At 65.3% G+C, this 19,841-nt stretch carries 14 protein-coding genes, 1 tRNA gene, 2 rRNA genes and 1 pseudogene (1 of these 18 only partly in view); 4 read left to right on the top strand and 14 right to left on the bottom strand.

The window, feature by feature from the left end; genetic code table 11:
- Positions 1-48: 48 nt before the first annotated feature.
- Positions 49-1,818: a sodium:solute symporter family protein gene (locus ACG10_RS03010; protein WP_089167070.1), complete on the bottom strand. Its 1,770-nt coding sequence runs from the start codon at positions 1,816-1,818 to the stop codon at positions 49-51.
- A 10-nt stretch (positions 1,819-1,828) separates the two neighbouring features.
- Positions 1,829-2,038: a DUF4212 domain-containing protein gene (locus ACG10_RS03005; RefSeq protein WP_232487177.1), complete on the bottom strand. Its 210-nt coding sequence runs from the start codon at positions 2,036-2,038 to the stop codon at positions 1,829-1,831.
- A gap of 281 nt (positions 2,039-2,319) precedes the next feature.
- On the opposite strand from ACG10_RS03005, the gene ACG10_RS03000 reads away from it, so the two are divergent.
- Positions 2,320-3,210, top strand: a complete 891-nt coding sequence (locus tag ACG10_RS03000; protein ID WP_089167069.1) for an acyltransferase — start codon at positions 2,320-2,322, stop codon at positions 3,208-3,210.
- Positions 3,211-3,214: 4 nt separating this feature from the next.
- Here the strand turns inward: ACG10_RS03000 and ACG10_RS02995 are convergent, their stop codons facing one another.
- Both ACG10_RS02995 and ACG10_RS02990 read right to left on the bottom strand, forming a co-directional pair.
- Entirely contained in the window at positions 3,215-3,886 is a 672-nt protein-coding gene (locus ACG10_RS02995; RefSeq protein ID WP_232487248.1) for a TraX family protein, read from the bottom strand.
- A gap of 115 nt (positions 3,887-4,001) precedes the next feature.
- On the bottom strand, positions 4,002-4,307 hold the full coding sequence (locus tag ACG10_RS02990; protein WP_039801678.1) for a hypothetical protein: 306 nt from the start codon (positions 4,305-4,307) through the stop codon (positions 4,002-4,004).
- A 165-nt stretch (positions 4,308-4,472) separates the two neighbouring features.
- On the opposite strand from ACG10_RS02990, the gene mdtD reads away from it, so the two are divergent.
- Together mdtD and ACG10_RS02975 are read left to right on the top strand one after the other, a co-directional pair.
- Entirely contained in the window at positions 4,473-5,894 is a 1,422-nt protein-coding gene (gene mdtD / locus ACG10_RS02980; RefSeq protein ID WP_089167068.1) for a multidrug transporter subunit MdtD, read from the top strand.
- A gap of 189 nt (positions 5,895-6,083) precedes the next feature.
- A complete protein-coding gene (locus ACG10_RS02975; RefSeq protein ID WP_232487176.1) occupies positions 6,084-7,955 on the top strand; it encodes a diguanylate cyclase in 1,872 nt (623 codons plus the stop codon).
- Positions 7,956-7,974: 19 nt separating this feature from the next.
- Here ACG10_RS02975 and ACG10_RS02970 read toward each other — a convergent pair whose 3' ends face one another.
- The 6 genes from ACG10_RS02970 to ACG10_RS02945 form a co-directional block, all read right to left on the bottom strand.
- Positions 7,975-8,664, bottom strand: a complete 690-nt coding sequence (locus ACG10_RS02970; RefSeq protein WP_089167066.1) for a glutathione S-transferase N-terminal domain-containing protein — start codon at positions 8,662-8,664, stop codon at positions 7,975-7,977.
- A 13-nt stretch (positions 8,665-8,677) separates the two neighbouring features.
- Positions 8,678-9,364 carry a glutathione S-transferase family protein gene (locus tag ACG10_RS02965; protein WP_232487175.1) on the bottom strand — a complete coding sequence of 229 codons (687 nt, stop codon included), beginning with the start codon at positions 9,362-9,364 and terminating at the stop codon, positions 8,678-8,680.
- 48 nt (positions 9,365-9,412) lie between these two features.
- Positions 9,413-10,000, bottom strand: coding sequence for a TetR/AcrR family transcriptional regulator (locus ACG10_RS02960; RefSeq protein ID WP_039801667.1), 588 nt, complete (start codon positions 9,998-10,000; stop codon positions 9,413-9,415).
- A 144-nt stretch (positions 10,001-10,144) separates the two neighbouring features.
- Positions 10,145-11,266: an alanine dehydrogenase gene (gene ald / locus ACG10_RS02955; RefSeq protein WP_089167064.1), complete on the bottom strand. Its 1,122-nt coding sequence runs from the start codon at positions 11,264-11,266 to the stop codon at positions 10,145-10,147.
- A 140-nt stretch (positions 11,267-11,406) separates the two neighbouring features.
- Positions 11,407-12,165: a slipin family protein gene (locus tag ACG10_RS02950; protein ID WP_039801663.1), complete on the bottom strand. Its 759-nt coding sequence runs from the start codon at positions 12,163-12,165 to the stop codon at positions 11,407-11,409.
- A gap of 1 nt (position 12,166) precedes the next feature.
- The gene (locus ACG10_RS02945; protein WP_089167063.1) at positions 12,167-13,573 is read right to left on the bottom strand and encodes an NfeD family protein; all 1,407 of its coding nucleotides are present in this window, start codon (positions 13,571-13,573) and stop codon (positions 12,167-12,169) included.
- Positions 13,574-14,030: 457 nt separating this feature from the next.
- Between ACG10_RS02945 and ACG10_RS02935 the strand changes: the two are divergent.
- Positions 14,031-15,234 (top strand): annotated as a pseudogene (locus tag ACG10_RS02935) (ISL3 family transposase).
- 9 nt (positions 15,235-15,243) lie between these two features.
- On the opposite strand, the gene ACG10_RS02930 reads toward ACG10_RS02935, so the two are convergent.
- The 4 genes from ACG10_RS02930 to ACG10_RS02915 form a co-directional block, all read right to left on the bottom strand.
- Positions 15,244-16,164, bottom strand: a complete 921-nt coding sequence (locus ACG10_RS02930) for an IS630 family transposase (RefSeq protein WP_198319006.1) — start codon at positions 16,162-16,164, stop codon at positions 15,244-15,246.
- Positions 16,165-16,370: 206 nt separating this feature from the next.
- Positions 16,371-16,486 (bottom strand): 5S ribosomal RNA (gene rrf, locus ACG10_RS02925).
- 159 nt (positions 16,487-16,645) lie between these two features.
- Positions 16,646-19,537: ribosomal RNA gene (locus tag ACG10_RS02920) — 23S ribosomal RNA — on the bottom strand.
- 257 nt (positions 19,538-19,794) lie between these two features.
- Positions 19,795-19,841, bottom strand: a tRNA-Ala gene (locus tag ACG10_RS02915); it runs 29 nt beyond the window's last position.

Here is a 19,841-nt window from a genome sequence, read left to right as displayed (position 1 = left end):
AAAAGAACCGGCGCCGCAGGGGCGCCGGTTCTTTTCCAGCCCGGGCGATCAGTGGGCGATCGCGGCACCGGCACCACGGGGGATGCGGATGTCCTCGATCAGCTCCTGGATCTGCGCCGGCGGCGGGGCGGTGATCATCGACACCGCGTAGGTCACAACCACGTTGAAGATCATGCCCAGGGTGCCGATGCCCTCCGGGGAGATGCCGAACCACCAGTGCTCGGCAGTGTCCAGCGACGGGTTGATGAACTTGAAGTAGACGATATAGGCGAAGGTGAACGCCAGACCGACGACCATGCCGGCGATCGCCCCCTGCTTGTTCGCCCGCTTGGAGAAGATCCCCAGGACGATGGCCGGGAAGAACGACGCCGCGGCCAGGCCAAAGGCGAACGCCACCACCTGGGCGACGAAGGCCGGCGGATAGATGCCGAAGATGCCGGCCACCACTACCGCCACCGCGGCGGCAATACGAGCGGCCAGCAGCTCCTGCTTCTCGCCGATGTTCGGCATCAGCGTGCTCTTCAGCAGGTCGTGGGAGATCGAGGTGGAAATCACCAGCAAGAGGCCGGCGGCGGTGGACAGCGCGGCGGCCAGACCGCCGGCGGCGATCAGGGCGATCACCCAGCCCGGCAGGTTGGCGATTTCCGGGTTGGCCAGAACCATGATGTCGCGGTCCACGTACAGCTCGGTCGCGGCCGGAGTCGGGGCGTTGGTCACCTGGCGCTCGCCGTGCTCGCCCGGCGTCTTGTCGAAGGTCGGCGCACCGGCGAAGGGGGCGCCCGGGCCGTACTGGATCTTGCCGTCGTCGTTCTTGTCCAGCCAGGCCACCAGACCGGCGTTCTCCCAGTTCTTGAACCAGCTCGGCGCCTCGGCGTAGCTCACGCCCGGCAGGCTGGTCAGCAGGTTGGTGCGGGCGAAGGCGGCCACCGCCGGTGCAGTGGTGTAGAGGATGGCGATGAACAGCAGGGCCCAAGCAGCGGACTTGCGCGCATCACGCACCGTCGGGGTGGTGAAGAAGCGCACGATCACGTGGGGCAGGCCGGCGGTGCCGACCATCAGCGCCATGGTGATGAAGAACACGTCGATGGTGGACTTGGTACCGTCGGTATAGATGTTGAAGCCCAGTTCGGTACCCAGGCCGTTCAGCTTGTCCAGCAGGTAGGTGTCGCTGCCCAGTACGGTGCTGCCGAAGCCCAGCTGCGGGATCGGGTTGCCGGTCAGCATCATCGACAGGAAGATCGCCGGCACCATGTAGGCGAACATCATCACACAGTACTGCGCCACCTGGGTGTAGGTGATGCCCTTCATGCCGCCGAGCACGGAATAGAAGAACACGATGGCCATGCCGATGATCACGCCGATGTTGATGTCCACTTCCAGGTAGCGGGAGAACACGATGCCGACACCGCGCATCTGGCCTGCCACGTAGGTGAAGGAAATGAAGATCACGCAGATCACCGCCACCAGACGTGCGGTGGACGAGTAGTAGCGCGCACCGATGAAGTCCGGCACGGTGAACTTGCCGAACTTGCGCAGGTAGGGTGCCAGGCACATGGCCAGCAGCACGTAGCCACCGGTCCAGCCCATCAGGTAGACGCTGCCGTCCAGGCCGATGAAGGAGATGATGCCGGCCATGGAGATGAAGGAGGCCGCCGACATCCAGTCGGCGCCGGTGGCCATGCCGTTGAGCACCGGATGCACGCCCTTGCTGGCGACGTAGTACTCGCTGGTGGAGCCGGCGCGGGTGTAGAGCGCGATGCCGATGTACAGCGCGAAGGTCGCACCGACGATGACGTAGATCAGGGTTTGGGTATCCATGCTCGGCGCCTCAGTCTTCGTGGAAATCGTGCTTGCGGTCGAGCTGGTTCATCTTCCACACGTAGAAGGCGATCAGACCGAGGAAGCCGAAGATGGAGCCCTGCTGGGCGAACCAGAAGCCGAGCGGGAAGCCGAAGAAGCGGATGGCATTGAGCTGTTCGACGAACAGGATGCCGCAGCCGAACGAGATGAAGAACCAGATGGCCAACAGTATCAACATCAAGCGCAGGTTTTCTTGCCAGTAAGCCTGTGCGGCTTCTGGCCGGTTTTGGGACGACATGGGGCAGTACTCCTAATTGTTTTTGTTATGGCCTCTTGAAGCTAGCAGGACACGGAAGCCTCGCCCTACGACTTTGGTATGGGAAAAGCCGCGCCGGCCGACCGGCCCGGCGAATCCTTTCCGCCAGCGGCTGCCCTGCCCTGTTCGCCTGTTCGGGCGAAACGCTGCGGCCGCCCCGCTCCGGGCTTATGATGCGCCCGGCCCTCCGACAAGGATTCTCCATGCGTCCGCTGTTCACCGCCCTTGGCGTCCTCCTGCTGCTGGTGATCGATACCCTGCTGATGATCGTCCCGCTGCTGCTGCTCGCCCTGCTCCGCCTGATCCTGCCCGGCCGTCGCCTGCGGGCGGCCTGCGCGCGCGGGGTGATGTGGTGCGCCGAGCATTGGGTGGAGATCGGCAAGCGGATCTTCGCCAGGCTCATCCCCACCGTCTGGGATATCCGCGGCAGCGCCGGGCTGCGCCGCGACCGCTCCTACCTGCTGGTCTGCAACCACCAGAGCTGGGTGGACATCCCCGCGCTGCTGGAGGCCCTCGGCGGCCGGGCGCCCTTCTTCAAGTTCTTCCTCAAGCAGGAGCTGATCTGGATACCCTTCCTGGGGCTGGCCTTCTGGGCCCTCGACTACCCCTTCATGAAGCGCCACTCCAGGGCCTACCTGGAGCGCCATCCGGAGAGGCGCGGCGAGGACCTGGAAATCACCCGGCGCGCCTGCGCGCGCTTTCGCAACATCCCGGTCACGCTGGTCAACTACCTGGAGGGCACCCGCCTCACGCCACTCAAGCACGCCCAGCAGGCCTCGCCCTACCGCTACCTGCTGAAACCCAAGGCCGGCGGCCTGGCCTTCGCCCTCGCCAGCCTCGGCCCGCAGCTGGATGCGCTGCTGGATGTCACCCTGGTCTATTCGGGCCGGCGCATTCCCGGCTTCTGGAAGCTGATCAGCGGCCAGGTGCCGCGGGTGATCGTCGACATCCAGACCCGCGAGCTGGACCCGGCCCTCTGGCAGGGCGACTATCAGAACGATGCGGACTTTCGTCAGTACGTGCAGGCCTGGGTGACGCGCCTGTGGGAGGAGAAGGACGCGCGCATCGCCCGCCTGCACGGCGCGCCGGCCTGACCCTTCAGCCGCCCCTCTGCAGCCACTCGCGCAGCCCGTGGAGCAGCAGGAAATGCCCCGGATAGAAGGCATAGGCCCAGCGCCGCAGCGGCGGCGCCGGAAGGCCGGGCGCCAGCCGCAGCAGGAGCAGCCCCAGGGGCGCGGCGAGGAAACAGGCGAGGATCACCGCGAGGGCGAAGGGCTGGCCGAGCCGCGCATCGATGTAGAGCGCCGGCCAATAGTTGGCCATGACCGTCAGCCCCGCCGGCGGCAGCCAGCCCCAGCGCGGGCGCTGCAGGGCGAGCAGGAAGGCGGCCGGCAGGAGCGCGCCGCAGGCGCCGAACATCAGCCGCTCGTGCAGTGCCAGCGCCAGCCCCAGGGCGGCGACGCCGAGCAGGCGCTCGGCCGGCGGGCACGGGCGCGCGGCATTGGCCAGCAGCAGGCCGAGCGCCAGGGTCGGCAGCACGTTGAAGCTGTCCGGCGAGCCGACCAGCAGCCGGTAGGGCCATTCGGAAAGCAGGGCGAAGAGCAGCAGCCAGCCGAGGTAGCGGGCCAGGGCCGCGCGGCGCGGCGGCCCGGCACGGGGTCGGGCCAGGTTGACGGCGACAATCAGGCAGAAGAAGGGAAACGCCAGGCGCCCCGGCACGTACAGCCAGATCCGCGCCGGCCAGACCAGGCGCAGATGGTCGAGCAGCATGCTGGCGAACGCCAGCCACTTGAGCAGGTCGAGCGCCGCCTCGCGCGCCGCGAACGGCCCGGCGAGGCGCTCCGCGCCGGCCGCCAGCCTCAGGGGCGGCACCGCGCGCCGGCTCTCACTGCGCCGGATTGAGCTGCGACAGGCAATTGCTGGAGGTAGCGAGCAGACGCTCCTGCATCGGCGCAGGCACTTGGTCTGCGCCCTGCAGCTGGCGCAGCTCGGCGCTGCTGAACTCGGCGGCGACGCGGTCGGCCGAGCACTCGCAGTAGTGCCGCGCCGGGCCCTCCTTGTGGCGGGCCATGGCGCCGACCATGCAGTCGCGGATGAACGCCTCGCGGGCACCGCTGGGCCACTCGCCGGCGACCGCCGGCAGGGTGCCGGCGCAGGCCAGCAGGAGGACGGTCAGAGAGAGAGGACGCATCGCTGATCTCCTTTTCCTCTTCGGACGAGCCCGCGGACGCGGATCTTCAAGTCATAGAAGATCATCGCCGGTTGCACAAGACGGATAGCCGGCCGTCGGCAATGCGGTCGGGAAATCTTCGCCGTCAGGCCCTAAACTGCACGGGCATTCCAGCCAGGACACCCCATGCCCACCGCCTTGCCGCTCTCCCCCCGCACCGCCCGCCTGCTGCCCTGGATCATCGCCACCGCCCAGTTCATGCCGATGCTCGACGGCACCATCCTCAACACCGCGCTGCCGGCGATGGCCCTGGATCTGGCCGAGGACCCGCTGCGCATGCAGTCGGTGGTGATCGCCTACATGCTCAGCGTGGCGGTGCTGATGCCGGCCTCCGGGTGGATCTCCGACCGCTTCGGCACCCGCCGGGTGTTCCTCGGCTCGATCCTGCTGTTCACCCTCGGCTCGCTGCTCTGCGCGCTTTCCGACTCGCTGCTGCAGCTGGTCGCCGCGCGGGTGCTGCAGGGCTTCGGCGGCGCGCTGATGATGCCGGTGGGCCGGCTGGTGGTGCTGCGCGCCTATCCGCGCACGGAGCTGGTGCGGGTGCTCAGCTTCGTCACCATGCCGGCGCTGCTCGGCCCGCTGCTCGGCCCGCCGCTGGGCGGCTGGCTGGTGGAGTACGCCAGCTGGCACTGGATCTTCCTGCTCAACCTGCCGGTCGGCCTGCTCGGCTGTCTGGTCGCCGTGCGCCTGATGCCCGACCTGCGCGGGGTGGAGCGGACGCGCTTCGACACCCCGGGCTTCCTGCTGTTCGGTGCCGCCATGCTGCTGATCAGCATCGCCCTGGAAGGGCTCGGCGAACTGCACCTGCCGCATGCCCGCGTGGTGCTGCTGCTGCTCGCCGGGCTGGCCTGCCTGGCCGCCTACTGGCTGCGCGCCACCTTTGCCGAGGAGCCGCTGTTTTCGCCCGGGCTGTTTCGCACCCACAGCTTCGCCATCGGCGTGCTCGGCAACCTGTTCACCCGCCTGGGCAGCGGCGCCCTGCCCTTCCTCACCCCGCTGCTGCTGCAACTGGGCCTGGGCTATTCGCCGAGCCAGGCGGGGATGGCGATGGTCCCCGTGGCGCTGAGCTCGATGGCCATGAAGCCGCTGGCGCCGCGGTTGATCGAGCGCCTCGGCTACCGCCGGGTGCTGGTCGGCAACACCCTGCTGATCGGCGGCCTGCTGGCCAGCCTGGCGCTGGTCGACGGCGACACGCCCTATGCGCTGCTGCTCCTGCACCTGGGTCTGATCGGCGCGGTGAATTCCCTGCAGTTCTCGGCGATGAACACCGTCGCCCTGATCGACCTGCCCACCCGCGACGCCAGCAGCGGCAACAGCCTGCTGTCGGTGGTGGTCCAGCTGTCGATGAGCCTCGGCGTGGGCATCGGCGCCGCCCTGCTCAGCGGCTTCAGCGCGGACGGCGCGGCGCAGGGCGCCTCGCTGCTCGCCGCCTTCCAGGCCACCTACGTCTGCGTCGGACTGCTGGCGATGTTCGGCGCCGCCCTGTTCCTCCAGCTGCGTCCCGAGGACGGCCGTCCCGGACGGCGTCACGACGAGCTATCCGATTGATCCTGGCGACTGGCGAGATAGGCCGTTCCGTTCTTCACTGCTGGTGAGGGTTCGGCGAAGCCCACGGAAGCGCCCCTGGCGATGCCAGCAAGGCCCCGGCTCCGCCCGACGGTCGATCCAGCCTTGAGGAGTCAGGGAAGCGAGTCGTTGATGGCTTTGTCAGCACGCGGGGGCCAGCCCCCGAATGGAATGGGCGGCACCTTCCCTCGCTGGCGGATCGGCGCGCGCCTGGCCGTGCTGCTGACCCTGCTTTGCGGGTCGCCGCCGGTCGCCGCCAGCCAGTCGGACGAGCCGGCTGCCCTGCAGCTGGACGGCAGCGAGCGGTCCGTGGACCTGCGTCCCCACCTGCAGCTGCTGCGTGACCCTGCTGGCACGCTGCAGGCCGGGGACATCATGGCCGGTGGCCGGGCGTTCGCCCCGCTGGCCGAGCGCCGTGACCTGAACCTCGGCTACACCCGCGACATCGTCTGGCTGCGTCTGGACCTCGAGTCGCGCGCGGCGGAGGTCCGCGACTGGCAGATCGAATTCGTCTATCCCTCGCTCGACCGCATCGAGCTGTTCGGCGCCGCCGACGAGCCCCTGCTGGGCGGCGACCAGGTGCCCGCCGCACGACGCGACAGCGCCCACCTGTCGCCGGCCTTCACCGTGCGCCTGGCCCCCGGCGAGCAGCGCAGCCTGTTCTTCCGCGCCCAGTCGAGCGGCACCCTGACCCTCGACGCGCAACTCTGGGAAAGCGCCGCCTTCGCCCGCCACAGCCGACTGAACCTGATGGTGCAGACCAGCTACATGGCCATGCTGGTCGCCCTGTGCAGCTACAACCTGCTGCTGTTCCTCGCCCTGCGTGAGCGCAATTTCCTGCTCTACGTGCTGTTCGCCGCCAGCCTGGGCGGCGGCATGCTCGCCCACTCGGGCCTCGGCGCCCAGTACCTGTGGACCGCCGGCAGTGAGCTGGAGAATCGCCTCCTGCCGCTGTTCCTCGCCCTCGCCGTGGCCCTGGGCACCCTGTTCACCCGCGAGTTCCTCGATACCCGCCACGCCCTGCCGCACTGGCACCGCCTGCTCGGCCAGGCCTGCGCCCTGCACTTCGGCGTGGTCCTGGGCGCGCTGCTGCTGCCGGTCGACCGAGCGCTGCAGACGCTCTCCCTGACCAGCATCGGCGGCATCCTGCTGCTGCTCGGCTGCGGCCTGGCCGGGCTGCTGCGGGACTCGCCGGGGGCGCGCATCTTCGTGCTCGCCGAGCTGACGCTGATGAGCGGAGCGCTGCTCATGGCGCTGCGCAACTTCACCCTGCTGCCGAGCAACCTGTTCACCGCCAACAGCGTCCAGCTCGGCTCGGCGCTGGAGATGCTGCTGCTCTCCTTCGGCCTGGCAGCGCGTCTGAGCGAGCTCAAGCGCCTCAAGCTGGAAGCCCGCGAGGCCGTCCTGCGCAGCCAGCAGGAGGCTCTCAAGGCCCTGCAGGAACAGGAGCGCGTGCTCGAGCGGCGGGTCGCCGAGCGCACCGCCGCCCTCGCCGAGGCCAACGCGCGCCTCAGCGCCATGGCCCTGCAGGACCCGCTCACCGGCCTGGCCAACCGCATCGGCCTGAACCAGCGCCTGACCCAGGCCTGGCAGCGCGCCCAGCGCAAGCAGGAGCTGCTCGCCCTGATCCTGATCGACCTCGACGGTTTCAAGGCGATCAACGACCGCCACGGCCATGCCGCCGGCGACCAGTTGCTGCTGCAGGTCGCCGGCCGCCTGCAGGCCAGCGCCCGCACCACCGACCTGGTCGCCCGCCTGGGCGGCGACGAATTCGTGCTGGTCTGCGAGGCCATCGGCTCCGAGCAACAGGCCCAGGCCCTGGCCGAGCGCATCCTCCACTCGCTCAGCCAGCCGGTGCAGCTGGGCGATGCGCAGGTCAGCCTGAGTGCCAGCATCGGCATCAGCATCTGCCGCGGACAGAGCCACGAAAAACTGCTGCGCGAGGCCGACCAGGCGATGTACCGGGCCAAGGCCGGCGGACGCAGCCGCATCCAGCGGGCTGACGACGAGCTGCCGCCGCACCCGGCCTACCGGCCGGGCTGAAACCCTCGGCGTCCCCGAGTCAGCGTCCCTGACCGAACAGCAGCCGGCGCGCCTCGTCGGTGAGCAATGCGCCGGGGTCGGCGTTGACCTGCTCGGCCATGGCGTAGGCGCGCTGCACCGCCGGCCGCGCAGCCATGCGCTCGAGCCAGGCGGCCATGTTCGGGAAGTCCTCGAGGCGCTGGCGCTGCCCTTCCCAGAGCTTGGCCCAGGGGTAGATCGCCATGTCGGCGATGGAGTAGTCGCCGGCCACGTAGTCGCGGCCCTGCAGCTGGCGGTCTAGCACCCCGTACAGGCGCGCGGTCTCCTTCACGTAGCGCTCGATGGCATAGGGAATCGGCTCCGGCGCGTAGCGGACGAAGTGGTGGTTCTGCCCGGCCATCGGCCCCAGCCCGCCCATCTGCCAGTACAGCCACTGCAGCACCTGGAAGCGCGGGCGGGTTTCCCTGGGCAGGAAGCGCCCGCTCTTGTCGGCCAGGTATTCGAGGATGGCGCCGGACTCGAACAGCGCCAGCGGCCCGCCGCCGTCGGCCGGGGCCTGGTCGACGATGGCCGGAATCCGGTTGTTCGGGGCGATCTTCAGGAATTCGGGGGCGAACTGCTCGCCCTTGCCGATGTGCACCGGGCGCAGGCGGTAGTCCAGCCCGGTTTCCTCCAGAAAGATGGTGATCTTGTGACCGTTGGGGGTGGTCCAGTAGTAGAGATCGATCATCAGCGTGTCCTCCTCAGATGGCGGCGGCGCGCTGCACCGGCCCCAGGCGTTCCTCGCAGAAGGCCAGCAGGCGGCGGAACCAGGCGCCGACCGGAGAATCCTCGGGCCAGGGCTGCTCGCCCAGGCTCCAGGCCCAGAAGAAGAAGCCACCGATCAGGTAGTCGGCGCCACCCGGTGCCGCCCCGTCCAGCCAGCGGTGCCCGGCCAGCTGCGCGTTCAGCGGCTGCAGCGCCCGTGCCAGCTGCGCCTGCCCGGCCTCGCGGTCGGCGAAGGCTTCCAGCGACATACCCAGGCTCTTCTCGCGGCTCTGCCGGAAATAGTCGCGGTCAGCCGGGTCGATGCACGCCTGAATGCGCAGCACCAGCAGGCGGAACAGCGCCGGGCGCAGGTCCTGGGCGATCAGCTGGTCGATCAGCCGCAGGCGGCTTTCGCCCGACGCGCCGCCGAGCAGGCTGTGCCCGGGGTACCGCTCGTCGAGATAGCGAAAGATCGCCAGGCTGTCGTGGAGCGTGGTTTCGCCATCGCGCAGCACCGGCACCAGCTTCTGGCCGGAGAAGGCCAGGGCTTCCTTGTCGGTGAAGCGCACCGGGCGGCTGACGAAGTCCAGCCCCTTGTGCGCCAGGGCCAGGCGCACCCGCCAGCAGTAGGGGGAGAACACCACCTCGGGGGCGGTTCCGCAGAGTTCGTACAGTTCGCGCATGTCCATCTCCTTCGATTGGGACTTACCGGTCCAAAAACAGGCAAACCATCACCGGAGGCAGCCCAAGGCCACCTCGATCGCCGCATGCAGCATCTCCGCCGAGGCTCCCGCCTTGCGCTGGATGCGCAGGCCACTCATCACGCACAGCAGATAGCCGGCCAGCGCCGGCACATCGGCCGACGCGTCCAGCTCGCCGCAGGCCTGGGCGCGCAGCAGGGCTTCGCCCAGTACCTGACGCAGCCCCTCGATGCCACTGCGCAGCAAGGCGGCAATCTCCGGATCGGCCTGGGAGAACTCGCTGGCCACATTGACCAGCAGGCAGCCGCGCGGCGTCTCGCCGGCGCGCTCCGCCTCCAGGGCACAGAGCAGCCAGCTGCGCAGGAATTCGCGCGGCGAGACCGCCGCCTGCAGCCGCTCGCACAGCTCGCGGCGGCGCTGGGCGCAGTAATGGCGCAGCGCCGCCTCGAACAGCGCGCGCTTGCTCGGATAGGTCTGGTACAGGCTGCTCTTCGACAGGCCGGTCGCCGCCAGCAGGTCCTGCAGCGAGGTGGCTTCATAGCCGCACTGCCAGAACACCTGCATGGCCTGTTCGAGCATCTGCTCCGGATCGAAGGTACGGGGGCGTCCACGGTTCATGGGGCGAATTTAGGACTGGCTGGTTCACAAGTCAACCGACCGCCCGCGCGATGCTCTTGATATGGGGGTGGCCTTGACCGCAAAACCTTGGTGATGTCTCACATTGCGGCCAAGGCTGCTCCCACCGGATCGCCAGCGCACCGCTCACAACCTTGCCAGCAGCTCGGCGGCGTTGCGGTACGGCAGGCCGTGGGCCTCGGCCACGCTGGCGCAGGTGAGCTGGCCGCGGGCCACATTGAGACCATTGCGTAGGTGCGGGTCGTCCTCCAGGGCGCCGCGCACGCCCTTCTCCGCCAGGGCGACGACAAACGGCAGGGTCGCGTTGTTCAGCGCCAGGGTCGAGGTGCGCGCCACCGCGCCGGGCATGTTCGCCACGCAATAGTGCACCACCCCGTCGACCACGAAGGTCGGCTCGGCATGGGTGGTCGGGCGCGAGGTCTCGGCGCAGCCGCCCTGGTCGATGGCCACGTCCACCAGCACCGCGCCGGGCTTCATCCGCGCGACCATCGCCGCGCTGATCAGTCGGGGTGCCGCCGCGCCGGGGACCAGCACCGCGCCGATCACCAGGTCCGCCGCCAGCACCTGTTCGTACACCGCCGCCCTCGTGGCGTGCAGGGTGGCGATGCGGTTGCCGTACTGGGCATCCAGCCGGCGCAGGGCGTCCAGGCTGCGGTCCAGCACGGTGACGTCCGCGCCCAGGCCGACGGCCATGGCCACCGCCTGGCTGCCCACCACCCCGCCGCCAAGAATCACCACCTTGCCGGCCGGCACCCCGGGCACCCCACCGAGCAGCACGCCGCGCCCACCCTGGGCCTTTTCCAGGCAATGGGCGCCGGCCTGGATCGCCATACGCCCGGCGACCTCGGACATCGGCGCCAGCAGCGGCAGGCGCCCCTGGGCGTCACTGACCGTCTCGTAGGCGATGCAGGTGGCGCCGCTGGCCAGCAGGTCGTCGGTCTGCATCCGGTCCGGGGCCAGGTGCAGGTAGGTGAACAGGGTATGGTGCGGGCGCAGGCGGGCGCGCTCCTCGGCCAGCGGCTCCTTGACCTTGACGATCAGCTCGGCGGTTTCGTAGAGCACCGCGGCATCCGTGGCGATGTGCGCCCCAGCGGCCCGGTAGTCGGTGTCGGCGAAGCCGATGGCGGCGCCGGCCTGGCTCTCGACCCAGACCTCGTGGCCAAGGGCGGTCAGCTCGGCCACCGAGGACGGCGTCAGGCCGACCCGGTATTCGTGGTTCTTGAGTTCCGTGGGTATCCCGATGCGCATGGCAGTCTCCTCGCCCGGCGGGCATTGCCTGTCGTTCCTCGACGGCTGTCGTCCAGCAATCCGACTCCTCGATTGTCTGGACCTGCCTTTTCAGTGTCGCAGGAAAACCGGCAGCCTGCCGGCGAAGGCAGCCCGTGCGCTCAGACCTTCTTCTCGCGCTCCTTGAGCAGCGGCAGCAACTCGATGGGCATCGGAAAGACGATGGTCGAGCTCTTGTCGCCGGCGATGGCGCCGAGGGTCTGCATGTAGCGCAGCTGCATGGCGCCGGACTCGCGGCCGAGCATTTCCGCGGCCTGCATGAGCTTTTCCGAGGCTTGCAGCTCGCCCTCGGCATGGATCACCTTGGCCCGCCGCTCGCGCTCGGCCTCGGCCTGCTTGGCGATGGCGCGGATCATCGACTCGTCGAGGTCGACGTGCTTGATCTCCACGTTGGCTACCTTGATGCCCCAGGCGTCGGTCTGCGCGTCGAGCACCTGCTGGATGTCGGCGTTGAGCCGCTCGCGCTCGGCCAGCATGTCGTCCAGCTCATGCTTGCCGAGCACAGAGCGCAGGGTGGTCTGCGCCAGCTGGCTGGTCGCCGCGTGGTAGTCCTCGACCTGGATGATCGCCTTCTGCGCATCGAGCACCCGGTAGTAGATCACCGCGTTGACCTTCACCGAGACGTTGTCGCGAGAGATCACATCCTGGGTCGGCACGTCCAGCACTATGGTCCGCAGGTCGACCCGCACCATCTGCTGGACGCCCGGGATGAGGATGATCAGCCCCGGCCCCTTGACCTTCCAGAAGCGGCCGAGCTGGAACACCACGCCGCGCTCATACTCGCGCAGGATACGGAACGCCGACAGCAGCAGCGCCACCAGCAGCGCCAGGATGAAACCAAAACTCAGTTCGAAGCCCATGTCAGTCTCCTCGTGGAGTAGGTTGCTCGGCCGCCGCCACCTCCAGCAGCAGCCCCTGGCGGGCCACCACGCGGACCACCTGGCCGGGCTGCAGCGGCTGCGGGCTGCGCACCTGCCAGCGCTCGCCCTGCAACTGCACCCAGCCGGCCAGCGGGTCACCGGCCTCGACCGCGCTCACCGCCGCCAGGCTGCCAACCAGCCCGGCGTCGCCGCCCTGCAGCGCACGGTGGCGTGCCTTCATCGCCATGCTGAGGATGACGGCGATCAGCCCGGCGCTGACGACAGCCAAGGTCAGGATCAGGGGCAGCGGGATGCCGAAGCCGGGCACCTCGGTATCGATCAGGATCAGCGCGCCGATGACAAAGGCCGCCACCCCACCGATGCCGAGCACGCCGAAGCTGGGCAGGAAGGCCTCGGCCGCCATGAAGGCGATGCCGAGCAGGATCAGCCCGACTCCGGCGTAGCTCACCGGCAGCAGCTGCAGGGCGTAGAGGGCGAGGATCAGGCAGATGCCGCCGAGTACCCCACCGAGGCCGAAGCCCGGGCTGGAAAACTCGAAGAACAACCCGTAGACACCGAGCATCATCAAAATCAGCGCCACGCTGGGATTGGTGATCACCGCCAGCAGCCGGGTGCGCCAGTCCGGTGCATGGTGGACCAGCTCGGCACCGGCGGTCTGCAGGGTCACCATGCCCTCGGCCACCGCGTAGCGCTTGCCGTCGACCTGGCGCAGCAGATCCGGCAGGTCGGCCGCCTGGTGGTCGATCACCTTCAGCTCCAGGGCTTCCCAGGCGGACAAGCTAACCGCCTCGCGCACCGCCTGCTCGGCCCACTCGACATTGCGCCCGCGCAACTGGGCGAGGCCGCGGAGGTAGGCGGCGGCGTCGTTGATCTGCTTGCGGCTCAGGGCGTCGGCCGGCTCGCCGCCGGGCGCCGGCGCCTTGCCGGTCTTGTCATCCTTGTCCTCTGCCGGCGGCCGGCCCGGCTGCTGCGGCGGCGTGCCGGGCAGGCCGCCGATCTGTACCGGGGTCGCCGCGCCGAGGTTGGTACCTGGCGCCATGGCGGCGATATGGCTGGCATAGAGGATGTAAGTGCCGGCGCTGGCTGCCCGCGCGCCGCTCGGCGCGACGTAGCTGGCCACCGGCACGGGACTGGCGAGGATCGCCTTGATAATCGAGCGCATCGAGGTGTCCAGCCCGCCGGGGGTGTCGATGTTGATCACCACCAGCTGCGCGCCCTCCTTCCCAGCTCGTGCCAGACCGCGGATCAGGTAGTCGGCGCTGGCCGGACCGATCGCCCCATCCACCGTCAGCACCGTGACCGGCGGGGGGACGGCGGGAGCCGGCAACGCGGCCAGCAGCAACATCAGCGCCAAGGCCCGGCGCAGACAACGGGCGAAAGCGGGCATGGTGTCCCCGACTAAGGCGTGTGGATGGAGAAAGGATAGACGAGGCAGGGGAGCTTCTTGGCAACTGCCTATACTACGAGTAGCCAGGACTAGATAGACTTTCGACCTTGGCGTCGGGCCACATCATGGTTGCTGGCTCCAGAAAATGAGGGAAGCACAGCATCGTCAGGCCTTTATCTCATTTGAAGATGAGGCATTGGCGCCGAGTGGGATGAGGAGGAGTCCATCCCATTGCTTACGCTCCAGAAAAGAATCGGGAGCACAGCATTGGTGGGTCTTTATATTTGAAGGTGGGTTTATAAAGCCCTTTCGCATCAGATCCTGACAGGGTGAGATTATTAATCTGGCCCTTAAATTCGGTTCTTCGCGGGATCGTGGGGAAGAGCGGATTGACAGACAGGGAAGCAGGTAAATTGGCAGTCGCCAAACACACCAACGCCTGCCCCCTGCTGTCATCGTGCATCCTATTGATCTTGCTGCTTTCTGGCCAGGCTACGACGTCGTAGCCTGCAGCCACTCCGCCGAAAACACCCTTACGCTGACCCTCGAACCTCGAGCGGCCGACCTGCCACGCTGTGGTCGCTGTCAGCAGCCCAGCCCCCTGGTCCATGACCGACGCATTCGCCTCGTTCGCGACCGGGATCTGCTCGATCAGCGCGTCCAGCTGCGACTCCCCGTGCGTCGAGTGGACTGCCTGACGTGTGGGCGAGTTACCGAACCCATCTCCTGGCTGGCCCCGGCTTCGCGGCTGACCCGCCGGCTGTGCACCTGGATCGAAAGCCTGCTGCAGCTGCTGCCCATCAGCCATGTCAGCCGGCTCACCGGGCTGCACTGGCACACCCTCAAGACGCTGGACAAGCGGCGGCTGCAAGCGGCGTTCGGCACCTTCGAACCGGGCGATGTGCGCCGTCTGGTGATGGACGAGTTTGCTCTGCACAAAGGCCATCGCTACGCGACGGTGATCATGGATGCCGAACGTACCCGCGTCCTGTGGGTCGGCCTGGGCAACAGCCGCAAGGCCATACGCCCGTTCTTCGAGCAACTCGGCGAGCGCTGCCAGCAGATCGAAGCCGTGGCGATGGACATGAACACGGCCTTCGATCTGGAAGTGAAACAGCACTGCCCTCAGTGCCGAGGTGGTGTACGACTTGTTCCACGTGGTCGCCCGCTACGGACGCGACGTGATCGACCGCATCCGGGTAGACCAGGCCAATGCCCTGCGCCATGACAAGCCCGCTCGCCAAGTGGTCAAGCAGAGTCGTTGGCTGCTGCTGCGCAACCGGGAGAACCTGAAGGAGGATCATGCTGTTCGACTGCAGGAGTTGCTGGCAGCCAACCAGCCACTGGCCACGGTCTATGTGCTCAAGGATGCGTTGAAGGAGGTCTGGTACGCGCCCAGCGTACGGGAGGGCTGGCGGCGCTGGCGAGCCTGGCTAAGGCATGCACGGGAGAGCGGCTTGGCGCCGCTACAGCGCTTTGCCCGCAACCTCCAGCGTTATGCCCGGGGCATCCTCGCCAGCGCACGATTCCACATGCACACCAGCCTGCTGGAGGGGGTGAACAACCGGATCAAGGTGATCAAGCGCATGGCCTATGGCTTCAGGGACTCCGATTACTTTTTCCTGAAAATCAAGGCCGCCTTTCCCGGGAAAATGCGATGAACCTTAAATTCACGCCATGGCATAGCGTGCTGCAGGATGCCGGAAATAGGCCATGACCTTGTCGGACAAGGTGCCGAGTGTGTTCATGAAAGCCATCGCCTTGTCCAGCAGGCTGGCCTTGTCATGGCTGACCGGGCCACTGCGCAGCGCCGTCTTGAAATCCCGGTTCAGGTACTCGTCGGGATTGGACTCGGGCGCATAGGGCGGCAGGAACACCAGTTCGATTTTGCCCTGCTTGTCACTGAGCCACTCGCTGACCACCTTGGCATGGTGGACGCGCAGGTTATCGACCACCAGGAAGATCTTCTGCGCTGCCCCCTCCACAAGGCGACCCAGGAAGTCGATGAAGCGCAGCGCGTTGATGCTGCCTTCGACGATTTGGAAGGCCACTTCACCACGGGGCGAAATCGCGGAGATCAGCGACAGCTTGTGCCAACGAGTGGGCGTCGCCAGCACCGGCGTCTGGCCCCTGGGGGCGTAGCCGCGTATCCAGTTCGCATCCTTCTTGACCGCGGTTTCGTCCCCCCAGTGAATCACCGCCCCTTCGGCGTCGGCGCGCGCCTTGACCTGGGGGTAGGTCTGCTCCAGCCAGCGCTCGATGTCCTCCGGCCGCTGCTCCTGCGCCCGCTTCACGGGACGCGGAGGCGTGAACCCCCAGCGCTTGAGGTATTTGCCGATCAACCGGTCCTGCAGCTCGATCCCGAGGCGTTCCCTGGCCAGCGCCTTGATGGCCGGGCGCGTCCACAGGGCAAACGGCAACTGCAGCTGCTGCGGGGTTTGCTCGACGATTTGCTCGCGCAGCCACTGCTCGTCGGCCGGCGTCAGCTTGCGGCAGGCGCCCACCGGGCGCCCCCGACGCTTTTCCTCCAGGGCTTGCGCGTCCTCGCGTTTGGCACGGGCCAGCCAGGTCTTGATGGTGGTCGGATGCACACCGGTGACTGAGGCCAGTTCCTCGACTTTGGCGAAACAGCTTACGACCGTCTGCGGTCAGTTTGCGGGCGTCGATCTTTTCCATGCCTGAAGTCTAACTAGACGTCTATTTAAGGGCCACCTTAATAATAAGGTCAGGCGATGCCCGAAGGCTGGCCAAATAGAAAACCCCCGAGCCATGGCTGGCTCGGGGGTTTGCAATAGGCGCTTGACGATGACCTACTCTCGCATGGGGAAACCCCACACTACCATCGGCGATGCGTCGTTTCACTGCTGAGTTCGGGATGGGATCAGGTGGTTCCAACGCTCTATGGTCGTCAAGCAATTCGGTTGGGATGTCGCGTTGCGGCGCCATCCCGAATCGGGCATGTGATGTCTGTGTCTCGGTGGCTTTGCGGTTCAGCCGGATTTTCGGTTTAGTCGGCTTCGACCTCACCCGCTGTGCCGATCCTTCCGGTCGGCCAGATTGTTTGGGTGTTATATGGTCAAGCCTCACGGGCAATTAGTATGGGTTAGCTCAACGCCTCACAACGCTTACACACCCCACCTATCAACGTCGTAGTCTTCGACGGCCCTTCAGGGAGCTCGAGGCTCCAGTGAGATCTCATCTTGAGGCAAGTTTCCCGCTTAGATGCTTTCAGCGGTTATCTTTTCCGAACATAGCTACCCGGCAGTGCCACTGGCGTGACAACCGGAACACCAGAGGTTCGTCCAACCCGGTCCTCTCGTACTAAGGTCAGCCCCTCTCAAATCTCAAACGTCCACGGCAGATAGGGACCGAACTGTCTCACGACGTTCTAAACCCAGCTCGCGTACCACTTTAAATGGCGAACAGCCATACCCTTGGGACCGGCTTCAGCCCCAGGATGTGATGAGCCGACATCGAGGTGCCAAACACCGCCGTCGATATGAACTCTTGGGCGGTATCAGCCTGTTATCCCCGGAGTACCTTTTATCCGTTGAGCGATGGCCCTTCCATACAGAACCACCGGATCACTAAGACCTACTTTCGTACCTGCTCGACGTGTCTGTCTCGCAGTCAAGCGCGCTTTTGCCTTTATACTCTGCGACCGATTTCCGACCGGTCTGAGCGCACCTTCGTACTCCTCCGTTACTCTTTGGGAGGAGACCGCCCCAGTCAAACTGCCCACCATACACTGTCCTCGATCCGGATGACGGACCAGAGTTAGAACCTCAAGCATGCCAGGGTGGTATTTCAAGGATGGCTCCATGGGAACTGGCGTCCCCACTTCAAAGCCTCCCACCTATCCTACACAAGCAGGCTCAAAGTCCAGTGCAAAGCTACAGTAAAGGTTCACGGGGTCTTTCCGTCTAGCCGCGGATACACTGCATCTTCACAGCGATTTCAATTTCACTGAGTCTCGGGTGGAGACAGCGCCGCCATCGTTACGCCATTCGTGCAGGTCGGAACTTACCCGACAAGGAATTTCGCTACCTTAGGACCGTTATAGTTACGGCCGCCGTTTACCGGGGCTTCGATCAAGAGCTTCGCTTGCGCTAACCCCATCAATTAACCTTCCGGCACCGGGCAGGCGTCACACCCTATACGTCCACTTTCGTGTTTGCAGAGTGCTGTGTTTTTAATAAACAGTCGCAGCGGCCTGGTATCTTCGACCGGCATGGGCTTATGGAGTAAATCCTTCACCCTCACCGGCGCACCTTCTCCCGAAGTTACGGTGCCATTTTGCCTAGTTCCTTCACCCGAGTTCTCTCAAGCGCCTTGGTATTCTCTACCCAACCACCTGTGTCGGTTTGGGGTACGGTTCCTGATTACCTGAAGCTTAGAGGCTTTTCCTGGAAGCAGGGCATCAACCACTTCGCCTTCGTAAAAGAAGGCTCGTCATCAGCTCTCGGCCTTGAACACCCGGATTTGCCTAAGTGTTCGGCCTACCACCTTAAACTTGGACAACCAACGCCAAGCTGGCCTAGCCTTCTCCGTCCCCCCATCGCAGTAACCAGAAGTACGGGAATATTAACCCGTTTCCCATCGACTACGCTCTTCAGCCTCGCCTTAGGGACCGACTCACCCTGCGTCGATTAACGTTGCGCAGGAACCCTTGGTCTTTCGGCGTGGGTGTTTTTCACACCCATTGTCGTTACTCATGTCAGCATTCGCACTTCTGATACCTCCAGCAAGCCTCTCGACTCACCTTCACAGGCTTACAGAACGCTCCTCTACCGCTCATCCGAAGATGAACCCGTAGCTTCGGTGCCTGGTTTGAGCCCCGTTACATCTTCCGCGCAGGCCGACTCGACTAGTGAGCTATTACGCTTTCTTTAAAGGGTGGCTGCTTCTAAGCCAACCTCCTAGCTGTCTAAGCCTTCCCACATCGTTTCCCACTTAACCAGGACTTTGGGACCTTAGCTGACGGTCTGGGTTGTTTCCCTTTTCACGACGGACGTTAGCACCCGCCGTGTGTCTCCCGTGCTGACACTTGCCGGTATTCGGAGTTTGCATCGGTTTGGTAAGTCGGGATGACCCCCTAGCCGAAACAGTGCTCTACCCCCAGCAGTGATACACGAGGCGCTACCTAAATAGCTTTCGAGGAGAACCAGCTATCTCCGAGCTTGATTAGCCTTTCACTCCGATCCACAAGTCATCCGCTACCTTTTCAACGGGAGTCGGTTCGGTCCTCCAGTCAGTGTTACCTAACCTTCAACCTGCTCATGGATAGATCGCCCGGTTTCGGGTCTATACCCAGCGACTAAACGCCCTATTAAGACTCGCTTTCGCTACGCCTCCCCTATTCGGTTAAGCTTGCCACTGAATATAAGTCGCTGACCCATTATACAAAAGGTACGCAGTCACCCAACAAAGTGGGCTCCCACTGCTTGTACGCATACGGTTTCAGGTTCTATTTCACTCCCCTCTCCGGGGTTCTTTTCGCCTTTCCCTCACGGTACTGGTTCACTATCGGTCAGTCAGGAGTATTTAGCCTTGGAGGATGGTCCCCCCATGTTCAGACAACGTTTCACGTGCGCCGTCCTACTCGATTTCACTTGCCAGATCCTTTCGTATACGGGGCTATCACCCACTACGGCGGCACTTTCCAGAGCCTTCTACTAGAATCAGGCAAGCTTAAGGGCTAGTCCCCGTTCGCTCGCCACTACTAAGGGAATCTCGGTTGATTTCTTTTCCTCAGGGTACTTAGATGTTTCAGTTCCCCTGGTTCGCCTCTTGCACCTATGGATTCAGTACAAGATACCCAGCTTGTGCTGGGTGGGTTTCCCCATTCAGAGATCTCCGGATCACAGTCTGTTTGCCGACTCCCCGAAGCTTATCGCAGGCTACCACGTCTTTCATCGCCTCTGACTGCCAAGGCATCCACCGTATGCGCTTCTTCACTTGACCATATAACCCCAAGCAATCTGCGGCCTCGCGGCCTTGCCTGGATGGGGTGAAGACGACATTCGCCGAAAATTCGCGCTTGAACTCGCAAATTTACCTTGACCTCATCGATTGCAGTGAAACAATCGATCAGTCTACTTCTATCACATACCCGAATTTTTAAAGAACGAATCTGGCGCAAAGACCAGAAATCAGCATTCACTGGGGCCGTTGCCTTCAGGAAATGCTCGTTTCTGAGCTTTCAGCGATTGATGAGTGGTTGGTGGAGCCAAGGAGGATCGAACTCCTGACCTCCTGCGTGCAAAGC

The organism is Azotobacter chroococcum (assembly GCF_002220155.1).
GTDB lineage: Bacteria > Pseudomonadota > Gammaproteobacteria > Pseudomonadales > Pseudomonadaceae > Azotobacter > Azotobacter chroococcum.
The sequence above is the reverse complement of the archived record's forward strand: the minus strand, read 5'-3'. Positions and strand labels throughout refer to the sequence as shown.